Origin of the sequence: Pseudomonas sp. B13(2017), assembly GCF_002113245.1 — a bacterium.
GTDB lineage: Bacteria > Pseudomonadota > Gammaproteobacteria > Pseudomonadales > Pseudomonadaceae > Aquipseudomonas > Aquipseudomonas putida_Z.
This window is the reverse complement of sequence record NZ_NEJX01000001.1, coordinates 323633-346261: the sequence shown is the minus strand read 5'-3', so window position 1 is coordinate 346261 and position 22629 is coordinate 323633. Positions and strand designations below refer to the sequence as shown.

At 63.7% G+C, this 22629-nt stretch carries 22 protein-coding genes; 19 read left to right on the top strand and 3 right to left on the bottom strand.

Translation table 11 applies throughout. From position 1 onward, the window contains the following. Positions 1-53: 53 nt before the first annotated feature. The 18 genes from CAG44_RS01535 (at position 54) to CAG44_RS01445 (ending at position 17894) form a co-directional block, all read left to right on the top strand. A complete protein-coding gene (locus CAG44_RS01535) occupies positions 54-1142 on the top strand; it encodes an efflux RND transporter periplasmic adaptor subunit (RefSeq protein WP_085691465.1) in 1089 nt (362 codons plus the stop codon). After that, positions 1139-2206 carry an efflux RND transporter periplasmic adaptor subunit gene (locus CAG44_RS01530; RefSeq protein ID WP_085691464.1) on the top strand — a complete coding sequence of 356 codons (1068 nt, stop codon included), beginning with the start codon at positions 1139-1141 and terminating at the stop codon, positions 2204-2206. The genes CAG44_RS01535 and CAG44_RS01530 overlap by 4 nt, the downstream gene beginning before the upstream one ends. After that, the gene (locus CAG44_RS01525; protein ID WP_085691463.1) at positions 2203-5256 is read left to right on the top strand and encodes an efflux RND transporter permease subunit; all 3054 of its coding nucleotides are present in this window, start codon (positions 2203-2205) and stop codon (positions 5254-5256) included. The genes CAG44_RS01530 and CAG44_RS01525 overlap by 4 nt, the downstream gene beginning before the upstream one ends. 248 nt (positions 5257-5504) lie before the next feature. Next, positions 5505-5687, top strand: a complete 183-nt coding sequence (gene oscA / locus CAG44_RS01520) for a sulfur starvation response protein OscA (RefSeq protein WP_003258557.1) — start codon at positions 5505-5507, stop codon at positions 5685-5687. A 48-nt stretch (positions 5688-5735) separates the two neighbouring features. Next, entirely contained in the window at positions 5736-6743 is a 1008-nt protein-coding gene (locus CAG44_RS01515) for a sulfate ABC transporter substrate-binding protein (RefSeq protein WP_085592416.1), read from the top strand. 185 nt (positions 6744-6928) lie between these two features. Next, positions 6929-7747 (top strand): sulfate ABC transporter permease subunit CysT, encoded by an 819-nt coding sequence (gene cysT / locus CAG44_RS01505; RefSeq protein WP_046613605.1) that lies wholly within the window; start codon positions 6929-6931, stop codon positions 7745-7747. Between the two features lie 11 nt (positions 7748-7758). Then, positions 7759-8631: a sulfate ABC transporter permease subunit CysW gene (cysW, locus tag CAG44_RS01500; RefSeq protein ID WP_025341027.1), complete on the top strand. Its 873-nt coding sequence runs from the start codon at positions 7759-7761 to the stop codon at positions 8629-8631. A 3-nt stretch (positions 8632-8634) separates the two neighbouring features. After that, complete coding sequence (locus tag CAG44_RS01495) at positions 8635-9624, top strand: sulfate/molybdate ABC transporter ATP-binding protein (RefSeq protein ID WP_013974693.1); 990 nt, start codon at positions 8635-8637, stop codon at positions 9622-9624. Between the two features lie 367 nt (positions 9625-9991). Continuing rightward, a complete protein-coding gene (locus tag CAG44_RS01490) occupies positions 9992-10783 on the top strand; it encodes an energy transducer TonB (RefSeq protein WP_025341026.1) in 792 nt (263 codons plus the stop codon). A gap of 30 nt (positions 10784-10813) precedes the next feature. Then, positions 10814-11533: a MotA/TolQ/ExbB proton channel family protein gene (locus tag CAG44_RS01485; protein ID WP_085615853.1), complete on the top strand. Its 720-nt coding sequence runs from the start codon at positions 10814-10816 to the stop codon at positions 11531-11533. Position 11534: 1 nt separating this feature from the next. After that, the gene (locus CAG44_RS01480; protein WP_025341024.1) at positions 11535-11936 is read left to right on the top strand and encodes a biopolymer transporter ExbD; all 402 of its coding nucleotides are present in this window, start codon (positions 11535-11537) and stop codon (positions 11934-11936) included. Positions 11937-12208: 272 nt separating this feature from the next. Continuing rightward, entirely contained in the window at positions 12209-12790 is a 582-nt protein-coding gene (locus tag CAG44_RS01475; protein WP_013974692.1) for an alpha/beta hydrolase, read from the top strand. 64 nt (positions 12791-12854) lie between these two features. After that, complete coding sequence (locus tag CAG44_RS01470; RefSeq protein ID WP_085691462.1) at positions 12855-13685, top strand: sigma 54-interacting transcriptional regulator; 831 nt, start codon at positions 12855-12857, stop codon at positions 13683-13685. A 175-nt stretch (positions 13686-13860) separates the two neighbouring features. Further along, positions 13861-14646 (top strand): MetQ/NlpA family ABC transporter substrate-binding protein, encoded by a 786-nt coding sequence (locus CAG44_RS01465; RefSeq protein WP_025341021.1) that lies wholly within the window; start codon positions 13861-13863, stop codon positions 14644-14646. A 303-nt stretch (positions 14647-14949) separates the two neighbouring features. Further along, entirely contained in the window at positions 14950-15615 is a 666-nt protein-coding gene (locus CAG44_RS01460) for an amino acid ABC transporter permease (protein WP_085616074.1), read from the top strand. Further along, positions 15596-16255 carry an amino acid ABC transporter permease gene (locus CAG44_RS01455; RefSeq protein WP_085691461.1) on the top strand — a complete coding sequence of 220 codons (660 nt, stop codon included), beginning with the start codon at positions 15596-15598 and terminating at the stop codon, positions 16253-16255. Before CAG44_RS01460 ends, CAG44_RS01455 begins: the two co-directional genes overlap by 20 nt. Continuing rightward, complete coding sequence (locus tag CAG44_RS01450; RefSeq protein WP_085691460.1) at positions 16252-17025, top strand: amino acid ABC transporter ATP-binding protein; 774 nt, start codon at positions 16252-16254, stop codon at positions 17023-17025. Before CAG44_RS01455 ends, CAG44_RS01450 begins: the two co-directional genes overlap by 4 nt. Next, positions 17022-17894, top strand: coding sequence for a transporter substrate-binding domain-containing protein (locus tag CAG44_RS01445; protein ID WP_015272203.1), 873 nt, complete (start codon positions 17022-17024; stop codon positions 17892-17894). The genes CAG44_RS01450 and CAG44_RS01445 overlap by 4 nt, the downstream gene beginning before the upstream one ends. Positions 17895-18023: 129 nt before the next feature. On the opposite strand, the gene CAG44_RS01435 is transcribed toward CAG44_RS01445, so the two are convergent. Next, a complete protein-coding gene (locus tag CAG44_RS01435; RefSeq protein ID WP_085691459.1) occupies positions 18024-18842 on the bottom strand; it encodes an alpha/beta fold hydrolase in 819 nt (272 codons plus the stop codon). Positions 18843-18906: 64 nt separating this feature from the next. Beyond that, a complete protein-coding gene (locus CAG44_RS01430) occupies positions 18907-21270 on the bottom strand; it encodes a penicillin acylase family protein (RefSeq protein ID WP_085691458.1) in 2364 nt (787 codons plus the stop codon). A gap of 86 nt (positions 21271-21356) precedes the next feature. On the opposite strand from CAG44_RS01430, the gene CAG44_RS01425 reads away from it, so the two are divergent. After that, positions 21357-21923 carry a sugar O-acetyltransferase gene (locus CAG44_RS01425; protein ID WP_085691457.1) on the top strand — a complete coding sequence of 189 codons (567 nt, stop codon included), beginning with the start codon at positions 21357-21359 and terminating at the stop codon, positions 21921-21923. On the opposite strand, the gene CAG44_RS01420 is transcribed toward CAG44_RS01425, so the two are convergent. Then, on the bottom strand, positions 21902-22471 hold the full coding sequence (locus tag CAG44_RS01420; protein ID WP_085691456.1) for a DUF6436 domain-containing protein: 570 nt from the start codon (positions 22469-22471) through the stop codon (positions 21902-21904). The genes CAG44_RS01425 and CAG44_RS01420 overlap by 22 nt on opposite strands. Positions 22472-22629 lie beyond the last annotated feature (158 nt).

Here is a 22629-nt window from a genome sequence, read left to right as displayed (position 1 = left end):
CTACGCTAACAGTCGCATCCCACGAATCATTTGCGCGCAAGCAAGGAGCCTGCATGACGTTGATACGTCCGCTGTTGGTCGTCTGCCTGGGGCTTGTGTCCCTGCTGTCGGGCTGTAGTAAGGAAGAAACCACCGAAACACTGCCACGCGTAGGCGTGCAACAGGTATCACCCACCGATTTCGCTGCCAGGGTCACCCTGACTGGCGATGTGCAGGCGCGGGTACAGACCGACCTGTCGTTCCGTGTGGGCGGCAAGATCATTTCGCGCAGTGTCGATGTCGGCGACCACGTAAAGGCCAACCAGGTGTTGGCGCGGCTGGACCCGAAAGACCTGCAGAACAATGTCGACTCGGCCAAGGCCGAGGTGTTCGCCGCGCAGGCGCGGGTCACCCAGACCAGTGCCGCGTTCGTGCGCCAGCAAAAGCTGTTGCCCAAGGGCTACACCAGCCAGAGCGAATACGATTCCGCCGAAGCCGCGCTGCGCAGCAACCAGAGCGCGCTCAAGGCCGCGCAGGCGCAATTGGCCAATGCCAACGAACAACTGAGCTATACCGCGCTGGTCTCCGAGGCCGATGGGGTCATCACCGAGCGCCAGGCCGAGGTCGGCCAGGTGGTTCAAGCGACCATGCCAATCTTCAGCCTGGCCACCGATGGTGATCGTGATGCCGTGTTCAATGTCTACGAATCGCTGCTGGTGGCCCCGCCCAGCGATGCCGGCGTGATCGTCAGCCTACTGGACGACCCCAAGGTTCAGGCCCGTGGCTTCGTGCGCGAAATCACCCCCACGGTGTCCGCGCAAAGCGGCACGGTGCAGGTCAAGGTCGGGCTGAGGGATGTGCCGCCAGGGATGCAACTGGGTGCACCGGTGACGGCCACCACCAATGCCCAGGGCCGACCAAGTATCGAGCTGCCATGGTCGGCACTGACCAAGGCCCTGCATGAGCCCGCCGTCTGGGTAGTGGGCGAGGGTGACAAGGTAGAGCTGCGCAAGGTCGAGGTCAGCCGTTACCTCACCGGCAGGATCGTGGTCGCCAGTGGCCTGAAAGGCGGCGAGACCGTGGTGGTCAATGGCGGGCAGTTGCTGCACCCCGGCATGCAGGTGCTGAAGATCGATGCCAAGGCCAACGGGGGTGAGCTATGAAGCGCCTGCTGCTGATGCTGTCGGCCGGCGTGCTGCTGGCCGGTTGCAGTAGCGAGGATGAAGTGCCGGAGCCGATTCGGCCAGTACTGTCGGTCAAGGTCGAACCCCAGGTGCAGTCGCAGCTGGGCCGTTTCGCCGGCAGTATCCAGGCACGTTTCGAAAGTACCTTGGGCTTCCGGGTATCCGGGCGTATCGCCCGGCGCTGGCTGGATGTGGGCGCCCAGGTGAAACCGGGCGACACCCTGGCCACCCTCGACCCGACCGACCAGCAGAACCAGCTTCGTGCCGCCGAGGGCGACCTGGCCAAGGTGCAGGCGCAGTGGATCAACGCCCAGGCCGATGCCCGCCGCCAGCAACAGCTGTACGACCGTGGCGTAGGCGCCCAGGCCCAGCTGGATATCGCCCAGACCAACCTGAAAACCACCAGCGCGGCGTTGGAGCAGGCGTGCTCTGCGCTCAGCCAGGCGCGTGACCAGCTCGACTACAGCACCCTGCGCACCGACCACGCCGCGGTGATCACTGCCTGGCAGGCCGAAGCCGGGCAAACCGTCACCGCCGGCCAGGCCGTGGTAACCCTGGCCAGGCCGGATGTGAAGGAAGCGGTGATCGACCTGCCGATCGGCCTGGCCGAGCAGTTGAGCAAAGGCCTGACCTTCACCGTTGCTTCGCAGCTGGACCCGACCATCAACACCACCGCCAGCCTGCGGGAACTGGAACCCCAGGCCGACGCCACCACTCGCACCCGCCGCGCGCGCCTGACCCTGGCCAGCACCCCGGCGGCCTTCCACCTGGGCACCGCCATCAGCGTGACCCTGAGTTCGGAGGTGTCGCCGCGCAGCGAACTGCCCTTGAGTGCCTTGCTCGAGCGCGACGGCAAGACCCAGGTATGGGTGATCGATACGCAGCAGAAGACCGTGGCCACTCGTGACGTGGCCCTGATCGGCCGCACCGCCGACAGCGTCGTCCTGAGTTCGGGCGTACAGCCCGGCGAGCGGGTGGTGACTGCGGGCGTGAACAGCCTCAAGCCCGGCCAGAAGGTCACCTTCGACGAGGATGCGCAATGAAAGGAAGCTTCAACCTGTCCGACTGGGCACTCAAGCATCAATCGTTCGTCTGGTACCTGATGTTCGTTGGCCTGCTGATGGGGATCTTCTCCTACTTCAACCTGGGCCGTGAGGAAGACCCGTCGTTCACCATCAAGACCATGGTCATCCAGACCCGCTGGCCCGGCGCGACCCAGGACGAAACCCTGTACCAGGTCACCGACCGTATCGAGAAGAAGCTCGAGGAACTCGACTCCCTCGACTACACCAAAAGCTACACCCGCCCCGGCGAATCCACGGTCTACGTGTACCTGCGCGATACCACCAAGGCCAAGGACATCCCGGAAATCTGGTACCAGGTGCGCAAGAAGATCCAGGACATCCGCGGTGAATTCCCTGCGGGCATCCAGGGGCCCGGGTTCAACGATGAATTCGGCGATGTGTTCGGTTCGATCTATGCCTTCACCGCCGACGGCCTGACCCTGCGCCAGTTGCGCGACTATGTGGAACAGGCGCGGGCCGAAGTGCGCGATGTGCCCAACATCGGCAAGATCGAGCTGATCGGCACTCAGGACGAAGTGCTTTACCTGAACTTCTCCACCCGCAAGCTGGCAGCCCTGGGCATCGATCAGCGCCAGGTCATGCAGGCCCTGCAATCGCAAAACGCCGTGACCCCTGCCGGTGTGATCGAGGCCGGGCCGGAACGTATCTCGGTGCGTACCTCCGGGCAGTTCACCTCGGAAAAGGACCTGCAAACCGTCAACCTGAAGATCAACGACCGCTTCTTCCGCCTGGCCGACATCGCCGATATCGAGCGCGGCTACGTCGACCCCCCTTCGCCGATGTTCCGCTACAACGGCCAGACGGCGTTGGGCCTGGCCATCGGCATGAAGGCCGGCGGCAATATCCAGGTGTTCGGCGCGGCGCTGAAAAAGCGCATGGACCAGGTGGTCGAAGACCTGCCGGTGGGCGTCGGGGTACACACTGTTTCCGACCAGGCCGTGGTGGTCAAGCAAGCGGTCGGCGGCTTCACCAGTGCGCTGTTCGAGGCGGTGGTGATCGTGCTGGCGGTGAGCTTCGTCAGCCTCGGCGTGCGTGCCGGGCTGGTGGTGGCCTGCTCGATCCCGCTGGTGCTGGCCATGGTGTTCGTGTTCATGGAATACAGCGGCATCACCATGCAGCGGATTTCGCTGGGGGCGCTGATCATCGCCCTGGGCCTGCTGGTGGACGATGCGATGATCACCGTGGAGGTGATGGTCACACGGCTGGAGATGGGCGAAAGCAAGGAGCAGGCGGCGACTTTTGCCTATACCTCCACAGCCTTCCCCATGCTTACCGGCACCCTGGTGACGGTGGCCGGCTTCGTGCCGATCGGCCTCAACGCCAGTTCGGCGGGCGAGTACACCTACACGCTGTTTGCGGTAATTGCCGTGGCGCTGATGGTGTCGTGGGTGGTAGCGGTGTTCTTCGCCCCGGTGCTCGGCGTGCACATTCTCAGCAGCGCCAAGCTCAAGCCCCACGAAGCCGAGCCTGGCCGTGTCGGCCGGGTCTTCGAGCATGGTTTGTTGTGGTGCATGCGCAACCGCTGGCTGACCATCATCGGCACCGTGGTGCTGTTCGCCCTGGCGATCTTCTGCGAGCGCTTCGTGCAGAACCAGTTCTTCCCGTCCTCGGACCGCCCGGAAATTCTCGTCGACCTCAACCTGCCGCAAAACGCCTCGATCGAAGAGACGCGCAAGGTGGTCGACCGCTTCGAGGCGCGGATCAAGGACGACCCGGACCTGGTGCACTGGAGTACCTACATCGGCCAAGGGGCGATCCGCTTCTACCTGCCCCTCGACCAGCAGTTGCAGAACCCGTACTACGCGCAGTTGGTGATCGTCAGCAAGGGCTTCGAGGAACGCCAGGCCATGATGGACCGCCTGCAGAAGATCCTGCATGAAGAGTTCGTTGGCGTCGGCACCAACGTGCAATCGCTGGAAATGGGCCCGCCAGTGGGCCGGCCGATCCAGTATCGGGTCAGCGGCGCCAATATCGACCAGGTACGCAAGCACGCCATCGAGCTGGCCACCTTGCTCGACCAGAACGAGCACATCGGCGAGATGATCTACGACTGGAACGAGCCGGGTAAGGTGCTGCGCGTGGAAATCGCCCAGGACAAGGCGCGCCAGCTGGGCCTGTCGTCGGAGGACGTGGCCAATGTGATGAACAGCATCGTCAGCGGTGTGCAGATCACCCAGGTCAACGACAACATCTACCTGGTCGACGTGGTCGCCCGTGCCGAGGACAGCGAGCGTGGCTCGCCCGATACCCTGCAGAACCTGCAGATACTGACGCCCAACGGCACCTCGATCCCGCTGCTTGCGTTCGCCACCGTGCGCTACGAGCTGGAGCAGCCGCTGGTGTGGCGCCGTGACCGCAAGCCGACCATCACCATCAAGGCCTCGGTCAACGGCGACATCCAGCCCACCGACCTGGTGGCCCAGCTGAAGCCGAAGATCGACGAGTTCGCCAGCAAGTTGCCGGTCGGCTTCGAAGTGGCCACCGGCGGTACGGTGGAGGAGAGCGCCAAGGCGCAGGGGCCGATCCGCAAGGTCATCCCGCTGATGCTGTTCCTGATGGCGACGTTCCTGATGATCCAGCTGCACAGCGTGCAGAAGCTGTTCCTGGTGGTCAGCGTGGCGCCGCTGGGGCTGATTGGCGTGATCATTGCGCTGGTGCCCACAGGTACGCCCATGGGCTTCGTGGCGATTCTTGGCATTCTCGCGCTGGCGGGCATCATCATTCGTAACTCGGTGATCCTGGTGACCCAGATCGACGAGTTCGAAGCCCAGGGCTTGTCGCCGTGGGATGCGGTGGTGGAGGCCACCAACCACCGGCGCCGGCCGATTCTGCTGACCGCGGCGGCGGCGAGCCTGGGCATGATCCCGATTGCCCGCGAAGTGTTCTGGGGGCCGATGGCCTACGCCATGATTGGCGGGATCATCGTGGCGACCCTGCTGACGCTGCTGTTCCTGCCGGCCTTGTATGTGGCCTGGTACAAGATCCGCGAGCCGCAGAAAAACTCTTGAAATCTTCAGGGTCCTATCGCCGGCAAGCCAGCTCCCACAGGAATCTCACTGCTCTCGAGTATTGTGAGGCTCCTGTGGGAGCTGGCTTGCCGGCGATAGGGCCCTCAAATCATAAAGACAATTCAGTTATATAAACATTCTTAAACAGTATTTTTAAGAATAACCCCGCCTCACTACTATTGCCCTCAAGCCAGGCGCAAATCCCCTTCAAACCTCAGCCCGGCACCCTCACTCCAAGGAGAACGAGCATGAGTGCATCTCTGCGTAGCATCGACGGTCAGGACGAAGCCACCATTCTGCGTGAAATCCAGAGCGCTCTGCGCGACCTGCGATTCGGTGCGGTGGAGATTACCGTGCACAACGCTCAGGTCGTGCAGATCGAGCGCAAGGAGAAGTTCCGCCTGCAGCAGCCCGGCAACAAGACCGGCTGATCGCACCACACATTCAAAACTAGAAAAATGCCAATCGGGAGCTTCACCATGTCCATCCGCCGTTATGCGCTCGCCGCCCTGGCCAGTGCTGTTTTTGCCGGTTCCGCCATCGCCAAGGACTACGAACTGCTGAACGTGTCCTACGACCCGACCCGCGAGCTGTACCAGCAGTACAACGCCGAGTTCATCAAGCACTGGCAGCAGGCCCACCCGGGCGACAAGGTGAAGATCCAGCAATCCCACGGCGGTTCGGGCAAGCAGGCCCGTGCGGTGATCGATGGCCTGCGTGCCGACGTGGTGACCCTGGCCCTGGCCGGCGACATCGATGAAGTCGCCAAGCTCGGCAAGACCCTGCCAGACAACTGGCAGACCCGCCTGCCGGATGCCAGCACCCCGTACACCTCGACCATCGTGTTCCTGGTGCGCAAGGGCAACCCGAAAGGCATCAAGGACTGGGGCGACCTGATCAAGAAGGACGTGTCGGTCATCACCCCCAACCCGAAAACCTCCGGCGGCGCCCGTTGGAACTTCCTGGCTGCCTGGGCCTATGGCCTGAAGGCCGGCGGTAGCGAAGCAAAGGCCAAGGAGTACGTGCAGGAGCTGTTCAAGCACGTACCGGTGCTGGATACCGGCGCCCGTGGCTCGACCATCACCTTCGTCAATAACGGCCAGGGCGATGTGTTGCTGGCTTGGGAAAACGAAGCCTTCCTGGCACTGAAGGAAGACGGTGGCGCCGACAAGTTCGACATCGTCGTGCCGTCGTTGTCGATCCTCGCCGAGCCGCCGGTGGCGGTGGTGGACAAGAACGCCGAGAAGAAGGGCAATACCGAGATTGCCAGCGAATACCTCAAGCACCTGTACAGCCCGGCCGGGCAGAAGATCGCCGCCGAGAACTTCTACCGCCCGCGTGACGAGAAGGTCGCTGCCGAGTTCGGCAAGCAGTTCCCGAAACTGGACCTGGTGACCATCGACAAGGACTTTGGTGGCTGGAAGACTGCACAACCGAAATTCTTCAATGATGGCGGTGTGTTCGACCAGATCTATCAGGCACAGTAAGGGCCAAGGAAAAGCGGGGCCGCCATGCGGCCCATTCGCGACGCAAGGCCGCTCCCACAAGGAACCGCAATCTCCTGTGGGAGCGGCCTTGCGTCGCGATTGGGCTGCAAAGCAGCCCCAGGATTCAGAAGCTTGCACCGGCCCGGGATCTGTCCCGGGTTTCGTGCGTTCAACCAGGGATATTTATGTCACGCCGCATTTCCCCCGTCATACCCGGCTTCGGGCTGACGCTGGGCTACACCTTGGTGTACCTCAGCCTGATCGTGCTGATACCGCTGGCCGCCATGTTCGTGCATGCCGCGCAGCTTACCTGGGAGCAGTTCTGGAACGTCATCAGTGCGCCGCGGGTGATCGCCGCGCTCAAGCTGAGTTTCGGCACTGCCCTGTTCGCCGCCATCATCAACGGTGTGATCGGCACCCTGCTGGCCTGGGTGCTGGTGCGCTACACCTTCCCCGGGCGCAAGATCATCGATGCGATGATCGACCTGCCGTTCGCCCTGCCCACGGCCGTAGCCGGTATCGCCCTGACTGCCCTGTACGCGCCCTCGGGCTGGGTCGGCCAGTTCGCCACCGACCTGGGCTTCAAGATCGCCTACACCCCGCTGGGCATCACCCTGGCGCTGACCTTCGTCACCCTGCCGTTCGTGGTGCGGACGGTGCAGCCGGTACTGGCCGATATTCCGCGTGAAGTGGAGGAGGCCGCCGCCTGCCTGGGCGCCAAGCCGCTGCAGGTGTTCCGCCACGTGCTGGCGCCAGCGCTGCTGCCTGCCTGGCTGACAGGCTTTGCCCTGGCCTTCGCCCGCGGCGTGGGTGAGTATGGTTCGGTGATCTTCATTGCCGGCAACATGCCGATGAAGACCGAGATCCTGCCGCTGCTGATCATGGTCAAGCTCGACCAGTACGACTACACCGGCGCGACCGCCATCGGCGTGCTGATGCTGGTGGTTTCCTTCATCCTGCTGCTGCTGATCAACCTGCTGCAGCGCCGCATCGAAACCCCTTGAAGGAGGCCGGCATGTCCAGTTCATCCCTGAATGCAACCGCCGCCGCCAACGCCGCCCGCCGGGGCAGCGCCACTTCGCGGCGTATCCTGATCGGCCTTGGCTGGCTGGTGTTCGCGCTGTTCCTGCTGCTGCCACTGGTGATCGTGGTATCGCAGGCGCTGAAGAACGGCTTTGGCACCTTCTTCGAAGCGATCTTCGAGCCTGACGCGTTGTCGGCGCTGAAGCTGACCCTGCTCGCCGTGGTCATTTCGGTGCCGCTGAACCTGGTGTTCGGCGTCAGCGCCGCCTGGTGCGTGAGCAAGTACACCTTCCGTGGCAAGAGTATCCTGGTCACCCTGATCGACCTGCCGTTCTCGGTATCGCCGGTGATCGCCGGCCTGGTCTACGTGCTGATGTTCGGTGCGCAAGGCCTGTTCGGGCCGTGGCTGCAGGACCACGATATCCAGATCGTGTTCGCCCTGCCGGGCATCGTTCTGGCCACCATCTTCGTCACCGTACCGTTCGTGGCCCGTGAGCTGATCCCGCTGATGCAGGAGCAGGGCACGCAGGAAGAGGAGGCCGCGCGCCTGCTCGGCGCCAATGGCTGGCAGATGTTCTGGCACGTGACCCTGCCGAACATCAAATGGGGCCTGATCTACGGCGTGGTGCTGTGCACCGCGCGGGCCATGGGCGAGTTTGGCGCGGTGTCGGTGGTGTCCGGCCACATTCGCGGCGTGACCAACACCTTGCCGCTGCACGTGGAGATCCTCTACAACGAGTACAACCACGTCGCGGCCTTCAGCGTGGCAAGCCTGTTGCTGATCCTGGCGCTCTTCATCCTGCTGCTCAAGCAGTGGAGCGAGAACCGTATTAACCGCCTGCGCCACAGCGCCGCGGAGGAATGATTCATGTCGATCGAAGTTCGTAACGTCAGCAAGCGCTTCAACAGCTTCCAGGCCCTGGACAACATCAACCTGGACATCAACAGCGGCGAATTGGTGGCCCTGCTCGGCCCGTCCGGCTGCGGCAAGACCACGTTGCTGCGCATCATCGCCGGCCTGGAAACCCCCGACCAGGGCAATATCGTGTTCCATGGCGAGGACGTGTCCGGCCATGACGTGCGCGACCGCAACGTCGGTTTCGTGTTCCAGCACTACGCGTTGTTCCGCCACATGAGTGTGTTCGACAACGTTGCCTTCGGCCTGCGCATGAAGCCCAAGGGCGAGCGCCCGAGCGAGAGCAAGATTGCCGAGAAGGTGCATGAGCTGCTGAACATGGTGCAGCTGGACTGGCTGTCCGACCGCTACCCCGAGCAGTTGTCCGGTGGCCAGCGCCAGCGTATCGCCCTGGCCCGTGCGCTGGCGGTGGAGCCCAAGGTGCTGCTGCTGGACGAGCCATTCGGTGCGCTGGATGCCAAGGTGCGCAAGGAGCTGCGCCGCTGGCTGGCGCGCCTGCACGAGGACATCAACCTGACGTCGGTGTTCGTCACCCACGACCAGGAAGAAGCCATGGAGGTGGCTGACCGCATCGTGGTGATGAACAAGGGCGTGATCGAGCAGATCGGCTCGCCGGGCGAGGTGTACGAGCACCCGGCCAACGATTTCGTCTACCACTTCCTCGGTGATTCCAACCGCCTGGCCCTGAGCGAAGGGCATCATGTGCTGTTCCGCCCGCACGAAGTGTCGCTGTCGCGGCACGAGACCGAAGGGCACCATGCGGCCGAGGTGCGGGATATCCGGCCGCTGGGCGCGACCACGCGGGTGACCTTGAAGGTGGAAGGGCAGAGCGAGCTGATCGAGGCCGAAGTGGTCAAGGACCATGACAGCCTGACCGGGTTGGCGCGGGGGGAGACATTGTTCTTCCGGCCGAAGGTTTGGCAGAAGGTGGCGGATATCTGAGTCGCCTTTGATGATGAAAAGCCCGGGGTTGGTCTCGGGCTTTTTTATGCCTGAGAGATTGTCGGGGCTGCTTTGCAGCCCATCGCCGGCAAGCCAGCTCCCACATCTGTGGGAGCTGGCTTGCCGGCGATCGAGGGCGCAGCCCTCGCGGCAATCTCATGCCTTACGCGAATATTTCGCATGCCGGCAATGCATGATTGAAAACCCGCCCGGCCACAGCCCACGAATTCCGCGGCTTTGCCACCATCCCTGAAAAACTATATTCAGTAAAGTTCTAATCATAATTTTAAACATTACTTTAAGAGATAAGCCTCTGGCCGCGATGATTCAGCCACACACCTGAATCGAGACCCCAGGAGTTTGATCAATGGGTAATGTCCAGTCGGCCGTCAGGGCCTACGACCAGCCATGGCGCCCGGCACCGGGCGACCTGGTCGACCTTGGACGCACGCTTCGCCTCCCGCTTGGCCAGCTGCGCCTGCAACGCACGCCTGTCAGCGGGCTCAAGCGCCGCGACAAGCTGGTGTTGGGCCTGCTGGTGCTGGCCCTGCATGGCGCTGCAGCGTACTGGGTCAGCCAGGCACCAACGCCCGAGCTGCCGGTGGTGCCACCGCAAGTACCGCCGATGACCATCGAGTTCGCCGCGCCAGCACCGCCTGTAGTCGAGCCACCGCCACCAGCCCCGGCACCGCCGGTGGTCCAGCCGCCACCGCCGCCGGTGGTCGACGAGCTGGCCGCCAAGCCCAAGCCCAAACCAAAGCCCGTGCCCAAGCCGGTGGTCAAGCAACAGCCCAAACCGCAGCCCAAGCCGGTCGAAGCGCCGCCGCCAGCCCCTGTGGCTGCCCCGGCACCGCCAGCGCCACCTGCACCGGCCCCGGTCACCCCGGCATCGGCCAACGCGGCGTACCTGAAGAACCCGGCGCCGGAGTACCCGCAGATGGCCCAGCGCCGCGGTTGGGAAGGCACCGTGCTGCTGCGCGTCGAGGTGCTGCCCAGCGGCAAGCCCGGGCAGATCCAGATCCAGAAGAGCAGCGGCCGTGATGCCCTCGACGCTGCCGCACTGGCAGCGGTCAAGCGCTGGAGCTTCGTGCCTGCCAAGCAGGGCGACGTGGCTCAGACCGGCTGGGTCAGCGTGCCGATCGATTTCAAGCTTCGCTAACTTTTTCGCAGAACACAGGAAGACATCATCATGAGCCTGCTGGCATCCCCCCTCGAATCCGTTGAAAGCGCAGTCATCTGGCTGCTGGTCGGTTTTTCTGTCGCCACCTGGGCCCTGGCCCTGGTCAAGGTCGTGCAGTTCGTGCGGCTGAAGAACCAGGACAAACGCTTCCACCAGCAATTCTGGGCCGCCTCGAGCCTGGACTCGGCTGCCGAGCCCAGCCACGACCTGCCTGGCCCTGCCGCCCGTGTTGCCCAGGCCGGTTATGCCGCCATCGCCGTCGGTGACAGCCAGGCCAATGACCTGAGCCACGCCATCAACCACCAGGACCGCCTGGAGCGCGCCCTGCGCCAGCAGATCGTGCGTGAGCGCCGGTCGCTGGAAACCGGCCTGGCGGTGGTCGCCAGTATTGGCAGTACCTCGCCCTTCATCGGCCTGTTCGGCACCGTCTGGGGCATCATGGAAGCACTCAAGGGCATCAGCGCGGCCGGTTCCGCCAGCCTGGAAACCGTGGCCGGGCCGATCGGCGCGGCACTGGTGGCCACCGGCGTGGGTATCGCCGTCGCGGTGCCAGCGGTGCTGGTCTACAACTACTTCCTGCGCCGCCTCAAGCTCACCGCGGCCGACCTCGATGACTTCGCCCACGACTTCTACAGCCTGGCGCAGAAGAGTGCCTTCCGCGTGCTGGTGCACCCGGCCGTGCACAGGCCCCAGGCCGGTTTCACCCAACCGGTGAAGGAGGCGTCCTGACATGGCCTTTTCGACCCAGGACAGCGACGAAGTCCTCAGTGAAATCAACGTCACGCCGTTGGTGGACGTCATGCTGGTGCTGCTGGTGGTGTTCATCGTCACCGCGCCGCTGCTGACCAATGCCATCCCCATCAACCTGCCCAAGACCGAGGCCGTGGCCCCGGTGGAGCAGAAGGACCCGCTGGTGGTCAGCATCGATGGCGACGGCAAGTTGTTCATCAACAAGGACGAGATCCAGCCCGACCTGCTGGAAACCAGCCTCAAGGCCGCCAAGGACAAGGACGTGGACGTGCGCGTACAGCTGCAGGCCGATGACGGCGTGAACTACGGCGAAGTGGCGCGGGCCATGGCGGCTATCGAACGTGCGGGGATCAGCAAGCTGGCGGTGATTACCGCGCGCTGAACCCGTCAACTTTCTTCAGGCAAGTGCTTAGGGGCCATATCTCTTGGCAGGGGATGGCCCTTTTTTTTGCCGGATTTCATGGCTATCAATGCCCCCTGTGGGAGCGGGTTCACCCGCGAATGCGATGTAGGCATCACCGACGCATTCGCGGGTAAACCCGCTCCCACAAGGATTGCATTTTGGTTATTAACAAATAGCTTCTTATTCCTTTACTGATATAGCTCCCTCCCTATACTTGTCTCCAAGCACGCAAACTCACTGGAGGCGTCCCCATGCGCAATGAGTCGATTCGTTACCTGATTGTGCCGGGCTGGCAAGGATCGCCAGACAACCATTGGCAAAGTCACTGGCAGCGCACCCTGCCCAACAGTGCCCGGGTCGAGCAGCACGACTGGCTGACCCCGCAACGTCAGGACTGGGTGCAGGCACTGGAGCAGGCGATTGCCGCCGAGCGCTCGCCGGTGATTCTGATTGCCCATAGCCTGGGCTGCATAACCGTCGCTCATTGGGCCGCGCAAGCCAGCCCGGCCCTGCTGCGGCGGGTACGTGGCGCGCTGCTGGTGGCGCCCGCTGACGTGGAGCGGCCAACCTGTGCGCCGGCTCTGCGCAACTTCGCGCCGATCCCGACCGAAGCACTGCCATTCCCCAGCCAGGTGGTCAGCTCGGACAACGACCCGGCCGTGAGCGTGCCAAGGGCGTTGTACCTGGCCCAGGTCTGGGGCGCCGAAGCAGGGCTGCTGACCAACGCCGGGCACATCAACGTCAAGTCCGGCCATGAGCGCTGGGAGCAAGGTTTCGCCTACCTGTATCGCTTGCAGAGCCGGGTCGAGCAGCGCGCACTGCGCCGCGCCTGATCGCCCTTACTGTTTACCGTTTGCCTGACGCCCGGCCATTGCAGGCCTGGGGCGGGAGTTTGTCATGACTTTTCAAAACCCTTTTGGCCAGCCGTTGCTGACCTTCCCTGAGCTGGACAAGAGCCCGCTGAGCATCCGCGCCAAGGCGCTGGTGTTCATCGACCCACGTTCGCAGCAGCTGCGCGAGGAGCTCGAGCACCTGGCGCCACAATCCTTGCCAGTGCTGATCCGTGGCGAAACCGGTACCGGCAAGGAGCTGCTGGCCCGGCAGATCCACCGTGCCAGTGACCGCAGCGGGTTGTTCGTGTCGGTCAACTGCGCGGCCATCAGCCCCACCTACGCCGATGCCGAGCTGTTCGGCTACAGTGCCGGCAGCCAGGGCGGCACAGCCAGCAGCCGTGCCGGCTGGTTCGGCTCGGCCAACGGCGGCACGTTGTACCTGGACGAGATCGCCGACTTGCCGCTGGCCATCCAGGGCAAGCTGCTGGCCGCCCTGGAAAACCGCGAGGTTACCCGGGTGGGCGCGCAGCAGCCGCAGCCGGTGGATGTGCGCCTGGTGGCCGCTACCAGTATCGACCTGGCGCGGGTGGTGCGCGCGGGGCGCTTCAACGAGCGCCTGTACCAATACCTGCGCGAGGGGGCGCTGGAGCTGCCGCCACTGCGCGAGCGGCCGGGCGATATCCTGCCGTTGGCCGAGTACTTCGTGGGCATCTACAGCGTGCGCCTGCAACGGCCTGTGCCGCTGGTGAGCGAGGCGGCGCAGCAGGTGCTGGAGGCACACCCCTGGCCCGGCAACACCCGTGAACTGGAGAACGTCATCCACTTCGCCTTGCTGGTGAATGACGGCGGAGAGATCCTGGCTGAGGACCTAGACCTGCCAAACTCCGCGCGCTAGACACCGCTCATAAGCAAAGTGGCTGATGGCAGTTTGTTTTTGGAATAAGAAGCTAAATAAAAGATATTGTTACGGAATAAAAAATCTGGGTATTGTCCGCCTCACGCCCGCTGGTGAACCGGTTGGGCACCCGATTCGCCATCGTCGATGGCCCAGAACCAGAACAAGGACCACCATGAAGAAGACCCTGCTGACCACTGCCCTGGCTGCTGCCCTGTCGTTTGCCGGCCTGGCTGCCGCCGCCGAGAAACTGGTGGTTGCCGCCACCCCGGTACCGCACGCCGAAATCCTCGAGCTGATCAAGCCGACCCTGGCCAAGGAAGGTGTGGACCTGCAGATCAAGGTCTTCACCGATTACGTGCAGCCGAACGTGCAGGTTGACCAGAAGCGCCTGGACGCCAACTACTTCCAGACCCTGCCGTACCTGCAGAACTTCAACGAAGGCAAGGGCACCCACCTAGATACCGTGATCGGCGTGCACGTCGAACCCTTCGGTGGTTACTCGAAGAAGGTCAAGAGCCTGAGCGAACTGAAAGAAGGCGCTACCGTTGCCATCCCTAACGAGGGCAGCAACAGCGGCCGCGCCCTGCTGCTGTTGCAGAAGGCTGGCCTGATCACCCTGAAGGACCCGAAGAACGCCCTGGCCACCCCCAAGGATATTGCCGAGAACCCGAAGAAGCTGAAGTTCCGCGAGCTTGAGTCGGCCATGCTGCCGCGTGTGCTGGACCAGGTCGACCTGGACATGATCAACACCAACTACGCCCTGGAAGCCGGCCTGAACCCGGCCAAGGACGCGCTGGTGATCGAAGGCAGCGACTCGCCATACGTGAACTTCCTGGTCGCCCGCCCGGACAACAAGGACAGCGAAGCCATCCAGAAACTGGCCAAGGCCCTGACCAGCCCGGAAGTGAAGGAATTCATCGCCAAGAAGTACCAGGGTGCGGTGCTGCCGGCGTTCTGATGCGCTTGCATTACCTTGCATGACCCAACGCCGACACCCTTGTGTCGGCGTTTTTATTTGTGGGCATAGTTACCTGTGGGAGCGGGTTTACCCGCGAACACGGGCGAAGCCCGTGCCATCCACCGCGTTGTCTGCTTCGCGGGTAAACCCGCTCCCACAAGGTCCTGCGTACGCCGTCAGTACATGCATCCAGCGCGGAACTCTCAGTGATATGCATATGCTACAAAGGTATTTATCAAAAAGTTTTTAGATCATTAGAGTCTAGCTATCGTGCCCACGCGCACCCTGCAGACCTGCTTCACCATGACCCTCGACACCGCATTCATCCTCGGCACGCTGCCCGCCTTCCTCAAGGCCGTGGGCGTGACCCTGCAGGTCGGCCTGATCGCCATCGCCACCTCGCTGCTGGTCGCCCTGGTCAACGCCACACTGCTGGTATTACGCACCCCGTACCTGTGGCGCCTGGTAAAAGCCTACGTGGAGCTGGCCCGCAACACGCCGCTGCTGATCCAGCTGTTCTTCGTCTACTTCGCCTTGCCCAGCCTGGGCCTGAAGATTTCCGGCTTTGCCGCAGCGATCATCACCATGACCTTCATGGGCGGTGCCTACCTCACCGAGGTGCTGCGTGCCGGCATCGAGGCCGTGCCCCGTGCCCAGCTGGAGTCCGGGCGCTCCATCGGCCTGTCCGAAGGCCAGCTGCTGCGCCATGTGGTGTTGCCCCAGGCCGGCATCCTCAGCCTGCCGGCACTGTTCGCCAACTTCATCTTCCTGCTCAAGGAAACCACCGTGGTGTCGGCGGTGGCCGTGCCGGAAATTCTCTACACCACCAAGAACTACATCGCGCTGTACTACAAGACCTATGAAATGCTCACCGTGCTGACCCTGCTCTGTGTGCTGCTGTTCCTGCCGCTGTCGTTGCTGCTGCGCTATGTCGAAAGGAGGCTGCAACATGGCCAGTTCGGCGTCTGAACTGCTGCTGCAGGCATTGCCGCAGCTGGCTGGCGGCGCGGCGCAGACCCTGGCCATCTCTGCGCTGGGCATCCTCTTCGCGACGCTGGGCGGTGTGCTTTATGGCGTGCTGGCAACCTTGGGCAACCGCGCCCTGAACATTGCCTTGCAGGTGTACCTGGAGCTGTTCCGTGCCATACCGGTGCTGGTCTGGCTGTACCTGGTGTTCTTCGGCCTGCCGATCTTCCTGGCCTTGAGCATCCCCAGCTTCTGGTGCGCGGTGCTGGTGCTGGGCCTGTGGGGCGCCAGCGAGGTGGGCGAGGTGGTGCGTGGCGCGCTGCGCTCGCTGCCGCGCGGCCAGCGCGAGGCGGGGTTGTCGATCGGCCTGGCCGGCTGGCAGCTGTATGGCTACGTGCTGTTGCCACAGGCGCTCAGGCGCATGACCCCACCGACCATCAACATCTACACGCGGATCATCAAGACCAGCTCGCTGGCGGTGCTGATCGGCGTGGTCGAGGTAATCAAGGCCGGCCAGCAGATCATCGAGCGCACCTACGAGTCGGTGCTGATCTACGGCGCCTTGTTCCTGTTCTTCTTCATCGTCTGCTATCCGCTGTCCGCCGCTTCACGCGTGCTGGAACGCCGCTGGGCCCACTCATGAGCGCATTGATCGAATTCCAGGGTTTCAACAAGTTCTTTGGCGAGCAACAGGTGCTCAAGGACGTCGACCTCCAGGTGGCGGCCGGCGAGGTGGTGGTCATCCTCGGCCCCAGCGGCTGTGGCAAAAGCACGCTGCTGCGCTGCCTCAACGGCCTGGAGCAGGCCCACGGCGGCCACCTGCGCCTGGCCGGGCAGGAGCTGCTCGACCCGCGCACCGATTGGCGCGAAATCCGCCAGCGGGTCGGCATGGTGTTCCAGAGCTATCACCTGTTCGGTCACATGAGCGTGATCGACAACCTGCTGCTTGGCCCGCTCAAGGTGCAAAGGCGCGAGCGCGCCGAAGCCGAGGCCCAGGCCGAGGCGTTGCTGGCGCGGGTCGGCCTGCTGGACAAGCGCGACGCCTTTCCCCGGCAATTGTCCGGGGGCCAGCAACAGCGCATTGCCATCGTGCGTTCGCTGTGCATGAACCCCGAGGTGATGCTGTTCGACGAGGTTACCGCGGCCCTCGACCCAGAAATGGTCAAGGAGGTGCTGCAGGTGATCCAGGGCCTGGCCCGCGACGGCATGACCTTGCTCATCGTTACCCACGAAATGGCCTTCGCTCGCGCGGTGGCCGACCGCATCGTGTTCATGGAGGCCGGCAGGATCCTTGAACAGGGCGACCCCGAGAGCTTCTTCACACGACCGCGGACCGCACGCGCGCAGCAGTTCCTGGAGAAATTCTCCTTCGTAGAAAGCCTGCCGAAGACACTGCACAAGGAACTGTCATGAAAACTGCCAACCTCACCAAACTGCTGGCGCCGTTGTTCGGCCTGGCCTTGCTGGCCGGCTGCAACAAGGCTGAAGAACCACCCAAGCCCGCGGCGGCCTCGCCGGCCACCAGCTACCTGGAAACCATCAAGGCCCGCGACAAGCTGATTGTCGGGGTGTTCACCGACAAGCCGCCGTTCGGTTTCGTCGATGAGCAGGGCCGCTACGTGGGCTTTGATACCGATATCGGCCGGCGCCTGGCCAAGGACCTGCTGGGTGATGAAAATAAGGTCGAGTTCGTTGCCGTGGAGCCGGCCAGCCGTATCCCGTTCCTGCAGAGCGACAAGGTCGACCTGATCCTCGCCAACATGACCGTGACCCCGGAGCGCAAGGAAGCGGTGGACTTCACCAACCCCAACCTGCGCGTTGCCGTGCAGGCCATCGTCGCGGATGGCAGCCCGGTGCAGAAGCTCGACGACCTGGCCGACAAGACCATCATTGTCACCACCGGCACTACCGCTGATATCTGGCTGACCAAGAACCACCCGGACTGGAAACTGCTCAAGTTCGAGAAGAACAGCGAGTCGCTGCAGGCGCTGGCCACCGGGCGTGGCGATGCCTATGCGCAGGACAACCTGATTCTGTTCAGCTGGGCCAAGCAGAACCCGGGGTACCGCGTGCTGCCTGAGCTGCTGGGTGACGAGGCACCGATTGCACCGGCGGTGAAAAAGGGCAACACCGAGCTGCGTGACTGGGTGAATGCCGAGCTGGCCAAGCTGGGGGAGGAGAAGTTTCTGCTGAAGCTGTATGACCAGTATGTGCGCAAGGAACTGAGCGATGACACCAAGCCGGAAAGCGTGATTGTGGAAGGGGGCAAGTGGCAGGGTTAGTCAGGTAAATGAGGCCATTGTGGGAGCGGGTTCACCCGCGAACACCGGCGAAGCCGGTGCCATGCACCGCGTTGCCTGCTTCGCGGGTGAACCCGCTCCCACAAGGGCTGCAAAGCAGCCCCGGTAATCTCAGTGGTTACGCGGCAGCCAATTCAGCAAGAACTCATTCACCACCCGCGGGTTCTCCAGGCTGGAGATATGCCCCGCAAACGGAATCTGCGCCGCCAGGCAACCAATGATCCGCGCCATTTCATTGGACTCTTCCGGCGGCCGCGGAATGTCCTGGTCGCCGCACATCAGGATGGTTCTCTCGCTCGGCAGCTGCTCGAGTTGCTCCAGCAGGTCGTGTCGTCCAAAGATTATCCGCCCCATGGGATCGAGGCTCTCGCGAATGGTTTGTGCACTGCTTGCCTTCAGCTGAGCACGAAACCGCTCACGGATTTCAGGCACGGTCTGGCCGCCTGCGTGGAAAAAAATAGGCACGATGATGTCGAGCAGCAGGTCGCTGAATTCGCCGGCTTCGCTGGCGGCATCCAGCAAGGCGAAGTACTTGAGCCGAGTCTCCTCCGGCTCGGCGCCCAGGTAAGTGTCCATGAGCACCAGGCGATCAATTCGTTCAGGATGGGTAGCGGCCAGCGGTGCCCCCCACATACCGCCTACCGACAGCCCGACCAGGTGGCACTTGGTAATTTCCAGTTTGTCCAGCAACGTCAGGTGCTGGCGGACCAGGCTGTTCATGTCGATGGTCGTGGCAGGCGGAGCATCGGAGCCGCCGTGGCCCCACAGCTCGGGGACGATGACGCGGAAGTGTGCTGACAAGGCTTCGATTTGTGGCTGCCACATCTCGGCGGACCACAGGTAGCTGTGGCCGAGCAGGACCGGAAAACCCTGGCCCTGGTCGATGTAGCTCATGCGGGCGCCGTCGATTTCGATGAAGTGTCTTTGCATGCAATGGGTCTCGGCTGGAAGTGTTGTAGGGAATTCGAAAATGTCGGGGGCCGCTTTGCGGCCCCTACGGTGCTGGCATCAGACGCAAGGTACTCTGCGCCGGAATCACCCCCATCTGCGCCTTCTGGTACTGCCCCTGCACATACCCTTCGGCCTGATCCGCAAAATGCCTGTCGAACGGCACGCCACTCTGCCCGACCGGGTTGGTGGTCAGCGCCTGCCCGGCATCGGCAAAGTCGACCAGCCGCCGTGTCGACGGCCCATAGGTCACCGGCCATGGCGCCGGGCCGATCTTCGCCGAGAGGTTGTTCGGCACTTCATGGGTGCCCGGTGCGGCGAACGGGCCGACGTTGAACAGCAGGTTCAGCGGCTTTTTAACCCCCAGCGGGTGGTTGTGGGTCAGAGTATGGGCCTTGCCCCACTGCCAGCTGGCCGGGTCACTGCCCAGGGTCTCCCGCAGGTGCTTCAAGCTGTTCTGCCACGCCGTGCGCACCACGGCGGTACGGTCGGTGCGCTGGTTGGCTCCGCGGGTGTTCCACCACGGCGAATCGGCATCCGCCGCCAGGCGCGGCAGGGCTGCGTCGATGGCGCGGGTGCTGATAAGTACCGGAAACCAGGTGTCGCCCAGCTCGTCATGCAAGGCCGCGAATGCCAGCTCGTAGAGAAACTGGTTGAACAGCGTGGCACTGGTCGAGTCGAGCGGGTAGTCGCCGCTCCAGGCTGCCAGTTGCTCGACCAGTTCCTTCTCTTCGTCACCTTCGGCCACTGCGCGCAGCGTTGCCAGCAGTGGTGCAAGGGTGCGCGGGCCATGGTCGCTGGCAGTGTCCAGCTGCAGCGCCTGGCTGTTTTGGGTATCCCACTTCACCTCGGGGTTGGCCAGGTGGCGGTCGAGCTGGCGGCCTCGGTCCGGCAGGTTGTAGTAACCGGGTATCGGCACCGCCGCCGGAGGCTGGTAGTTGGCCGAGACAATGTAGCCGCGCGCCGGGTTCTCCTGCTGCGGGTTGACACTGAAGGGATAGAAGCCGAGCTTGTCGGCCTGCACACTGGCACCGTCAAGGATGAACGCGGGGTCGACGCCGTCGGGGCGGATCGGCAACTGCGCCGCCGCCCACCAGCCGATATCGCCACGGGCATTGGCCCACACCAGGTTCAGCCCCGGCGCATGCACCTTGGCCGCGGCCTCGCGCATCTTGCCCAGGGTATCGGCGCGGTTGAGCTGGTAGAACCCGTCGAGGATCGGGTTTTCGGTCTCCAGGAACGCCCACCACATGGCGATTGGCGTGGGCCCGGCAGTAGCGCCCAGCACGTCGTTGACGATCGGGCCATGGGGCGAGCGGCGCAGTCTGAGGGTAACCGGTGCTTCGCCTTTGACGGCAATCTGTTGCTCGGTCTTTTCCAGCGCCTGCCATTTGCCATCGACCATCACCTGGTTGGCGTCGGCCGGGTTGGTGCGCTCGGCGATCAGGTCGACGTCGTCGTTCTGGAACATGGTCAGGCTCCAGCCGAAGTCGCGGTTGTGGCCGAGCAGGGCGAATGGGTTGAGCGCCTGGAAGTAGCCATACAGGTTGAAGCCCGGCGCCGACAGCTCGGCCTCGTACCACACCGCCGGCACCGCAAAACCGATGTGCGGGTCGCCGGCCAGCAGCGGCCTGCCGCTGCGGGTGCGGCTGCCGGCCACGGCCCAGGCGTTGCTGCCCTCGAATTGCGGGATGCCCGCATCGCCCAGCGCGTCATGGCTGAGGCGGGCGAGGGCCTCCAGGCTTTGCCAGTCGGCAGCGGCCAGCGGTGTACCCAAGGCGCCCTCGGGCTGCCAGGCGAGATCGAAGATGTTCAGGTACTCAGGGCCCAGCTGGTCGCGGATGTAGGTCAGCGCGGGCTCGGTGCGAAACGCGGCGGCAAAGCTGTAGGCCAGGTAGCCGGCGATGCTCAGGGTGTCTTCGGCGCTGAATGGGCGCGGGGTAATGCCGAGCAGGTCGAATTCCATGGGCTTGGGGTGGCTGGCCTGCCAGCTGTTCACCCCGTCGAGGTAGGCTTGCAGGGCTTGCCAGGCGGGCGATTGCCGGTCCTGACGCTTGGCCATCAGTGCTGCCTGTTCGCGAATGCGCAGGCTGCGGAACAGGGTGTCGGTGGGCAGCAGCTTGTCGCCCAGCACCTCGGCCAGCTCACCCCGGGCCAGGCGGCGCAGGATCTCCATCTGGAACAGCCGGTCCTGGGCATGCACGTAACCGAGGGCACGGTACAGGTCCGGCTCGCTCTGCGCCTGCAGGTGCGGCACGCCGCGGGCATCGTAGCGCACGCTGACCGGCGCCTGCAGGCCGGCGATGGCCACCTCGCCCTCGCGTTGCGGCAGCTTGCCCTGCACGTACCAGTATCCGGCGCCGGCGGCCACGGCAACCACCACGGCCAACAGGGTCAGGCTGCGCTTCATGCAGGCTCCTTGTGCGTTCAAGCGAAAAATGTGGTCCGATGATCGGCGGATTCGCGAACAGAGCATAGCCCCAGGAAGGAGTTTCCATGTCCCTCAGCGAAAAACAGAAAATGCTTACAGGCCAGCTCTATCACGCTGGCTGCCCCGAGCTGCAGGCCGAGCAGATCGCCAACAAGCACTGGATGCACCGCTACAACAGCAGTGTCGAATTGCTCAACGACGCACGTCATGGGCTCCTGGTAGAGCACTTTGGCCAGGTCGGCGAAGGCGCGGTGATCCGCCCGCCGTTCTATTGCGACTATGGCTACAACATCAGCGTCGGCCGCAATACCTTCATGAATTTCAACTGCGTGATCCTCGATGTGCTGCCGGTGCGTATCGGTGATGACTGCCAGATCGGCCCCAACGTGCAGATCTATACCGCCGACCACCCGCTCGACCCCGAGGTGCGTCGCACTGGGCTGGAGAGTGGCCGGCCGGTGAGCATCGGCAACAACGTGTGGATCGGCGGCGCGGCGATCATTCTGCCGGGGGTGACCATTGGCGATAACGCCGTGGTAGGTGCCGGTAGTGTGGTCACCCGTGATGTGCCGGCAGGCGCGGTAGTGGTGGGCAACCCTGCGCGGGTGCGTCAGCCGGCCCAGGGGCAGTAGCAGCCCACCGCCAGGGTATTGGAGGCACTCACCTGGCGGCCGTCGAGTAGCGCCTTGAGGATCGGCTCGATGAAGCTGTTGCTGGCATTGCACACGGCGCCTTCGCTGTAGGGGCCGAAGTAGGCCAGGTGGCCTTGCCGGTCCCAGATGGCCACGGCCGGGGAGGCGGGCAGGTGTTCGCTGCCGGGCACGCTGGCGAGTGGCTTGAGGGCGGTGAGGTTGGCGGGCAGCTGGCCGTGGCTGTCGGGCTTTTGCAGCACATGGAAGGTCACGCCCTGGCTGGCGAACTGGTTGACCAGGTCGCCCAAGTGCTGCTGGTTGCCGACGTTGCACGGGCAGGCCGGGTCCCAGAAATGCACTACCCGGATCGGGCCGGGGCCGGCCAGCTCGGGGGGCAACTGCAGCTGGCTGCCGTCGAACAGCGTGGCCTGGTTGTCGAACGGGCGCAGGTAGCGTGCCTGGAAGGTGGTGTAGGCCTGCCAGACCAAAGTGGTGCAGAGCAGCAAGGCGAGGGCGATCAGGACTGGTTTGGCAAGGCGGGTCGGCATGGATGTCTGTGGGTTTCTTGTGTGGGTTCACTGGCCCTATCGCCGGCAAGCCAGCTCCCACAGGATATCACCAGGCCTGAGGCCGGTAGGCAACCTGTGGGAGCTGGCTTGCCGGCGATAGGGCCGGTACAGGTGACACATAGTCCAAGCTTGCCACG

Excerpts from the sequence above, each read along its gene's own strand:
- CAG44_RS01530 (WP_085691464.1), top strand. The coding sequence starts at position 1,139 with ATGAAGCGCCTGCTGCTGATGCTGTCGGCCGGCGTGCTGCTGGCCGGT.
- CAG44_RS01430 (WP_085691458.1), bottom strand. The coding sequence starts at position 21,270 with ATGAAGCGCAGCCTGACCCTGTTGGCCGTGGTGGTTGCCGTGGCCGCC.
- CAG44_RS01495 (WP_013974693.1), top strand. The coding sequence starts at position 8,635 with ATGTCGATCGAAGTTCGTAACGTCAGCAAGCGCTTCAACAGCTTCCAG.
- CAG44_RS01515 (WP_085592416.1), top strand. The coding sequence starts at position 5,736 with ATGTCCATCCGCCGTTATGCGCTCGCCGCCCTGGCCAGTGCTGTTTTT.
- CAG44_RS01420 (WP_085691456.1), bottom strand. The coding sequence starts at position 22,471 with ATGCCGACCCGCCTTGCCAAACCAGTCCTGATCGCCCTCGCCTTGCTG.
- CAG44_RS01455 (WP_085691461.1), top strand. The coding sequence starts at position 15,596 with ATGGCCAGTTCGGCGTCTGAACTGCTGCTGCAGGCATTGCCGCAGCTG.
- CAG44_RS01450 (WP_085691460.1), top strand. The coding sequence starts at position 16,252 with ATGAGCGCATTGATCGAATTCCAGGGTTTCAACAAGTTCTTTGGCGAG.
- CAG44_RS01460 (WP_085616074.1), top strand. The coding sequence starts at position 14,950 with ATGACCCTCGACACCGCATTCATCCTCGGCACGCTGCCCGCCTTCCTC.
- CAG44_RS01470 (WP_085691462.1), top strand. The coding sequence starts at position 12,855 with ATGACTTTTCAAAACCCTTTTGGCCAGCCGTTGCTGACCTTCCCTGAG.
- CAG44_RS01480 (WP_025341024.1), top strand. The coding sequence starts at position 11,535 with ATGGCCTTTTCGACCCAGGACAGCGACGAAGTCCTCAGTGAAATCAAC.
- CAG44_RS01485 (WP_085615853.1), top strand. The coding sequence starts at position 10,814 with ATGAGCCTGCTGGCATCCCCCCTCGAATCCGTTGAAAGCGCAGTCATC.
- CAG44_RS01490 (WP_025341026.1), top strand. The coding sequence starts at position 9,992 with ATGGGTAATGTCCAGTCGGCCGTCAGGGCCTACGACCAGCCATGGCGC.
- CAG44_RS01435 (WP_085691459.1), bottom strand. The coding sequence starts at position 18,842 with ATGCAAAGACACTTCATCGAAATCGACGGCGCCCGCATGAGCTACATC.
- CAG44_RS01425 (WP_085691457.1), top strand. The coding sequence starts at position 21,357 with ATGTCCCTCAGCGAAAAACAGAAAATGCTTACAGGCCAGCTCTATCAC.
- cysT (WP_046613605.1), top strand. The coding sequence starts at position 6,929 with ATGTCACGCCGCATTTCCCCCGTCATACCCGGCTTCGGGCTGACGCTG.
- oscA (WP_003258557.1), top strand. The coding sequence starts at position 5,505 with ATGAGTGCATCTCTGCGTAGCATCGACGGTCAGGACGAAGCCACCATT.
- CAG44_RS01475 (WP_013974692.1), top strand. The coding sequence starts at position 12,209 with ATGCGCAATGAGTCGATTCGTTACCTGATTGTGCCGGGCTGGCAAGGA.
- CAG44_RS01535 (WP_085691465.1), top strand. The coding sequence starts at position 54 with ATGACGTTGATACGTCCGCTGTTGGTCGTCTGCCTGGGGCTTGTGTCC.
- CAG44_RS01525 (WP_085691463.1), top strand. The coding sequence starts at position 2,203 with ATGAAAGGAAGCTTCAACCTGTCCGACTGGGCACTCAAGCATCAATCG.
- CAG44_RS01465 (WP_025341021.1), top strand. The coding sequence starts at position 13,861 with ATGAAGAAGACCCTGCTGACCACTGCCCTGGCTGCTGCCCTGTCGTTT.
- cysW (WP_025341027.1), top strand. The coding sequence starts at position 7,759 with ATGTCCAGTTCATCCCTGAATGCAACCGCCGCCGCCAACGCCGCCCGC.
- CAG44_RS01445 (WP_015272203.1), top strand. The coding sequence starts at position 17,022 with ATGAAAACTGCCAACCTCACCAAACTGCTGGCGCCGTTGTTCGGCCTG.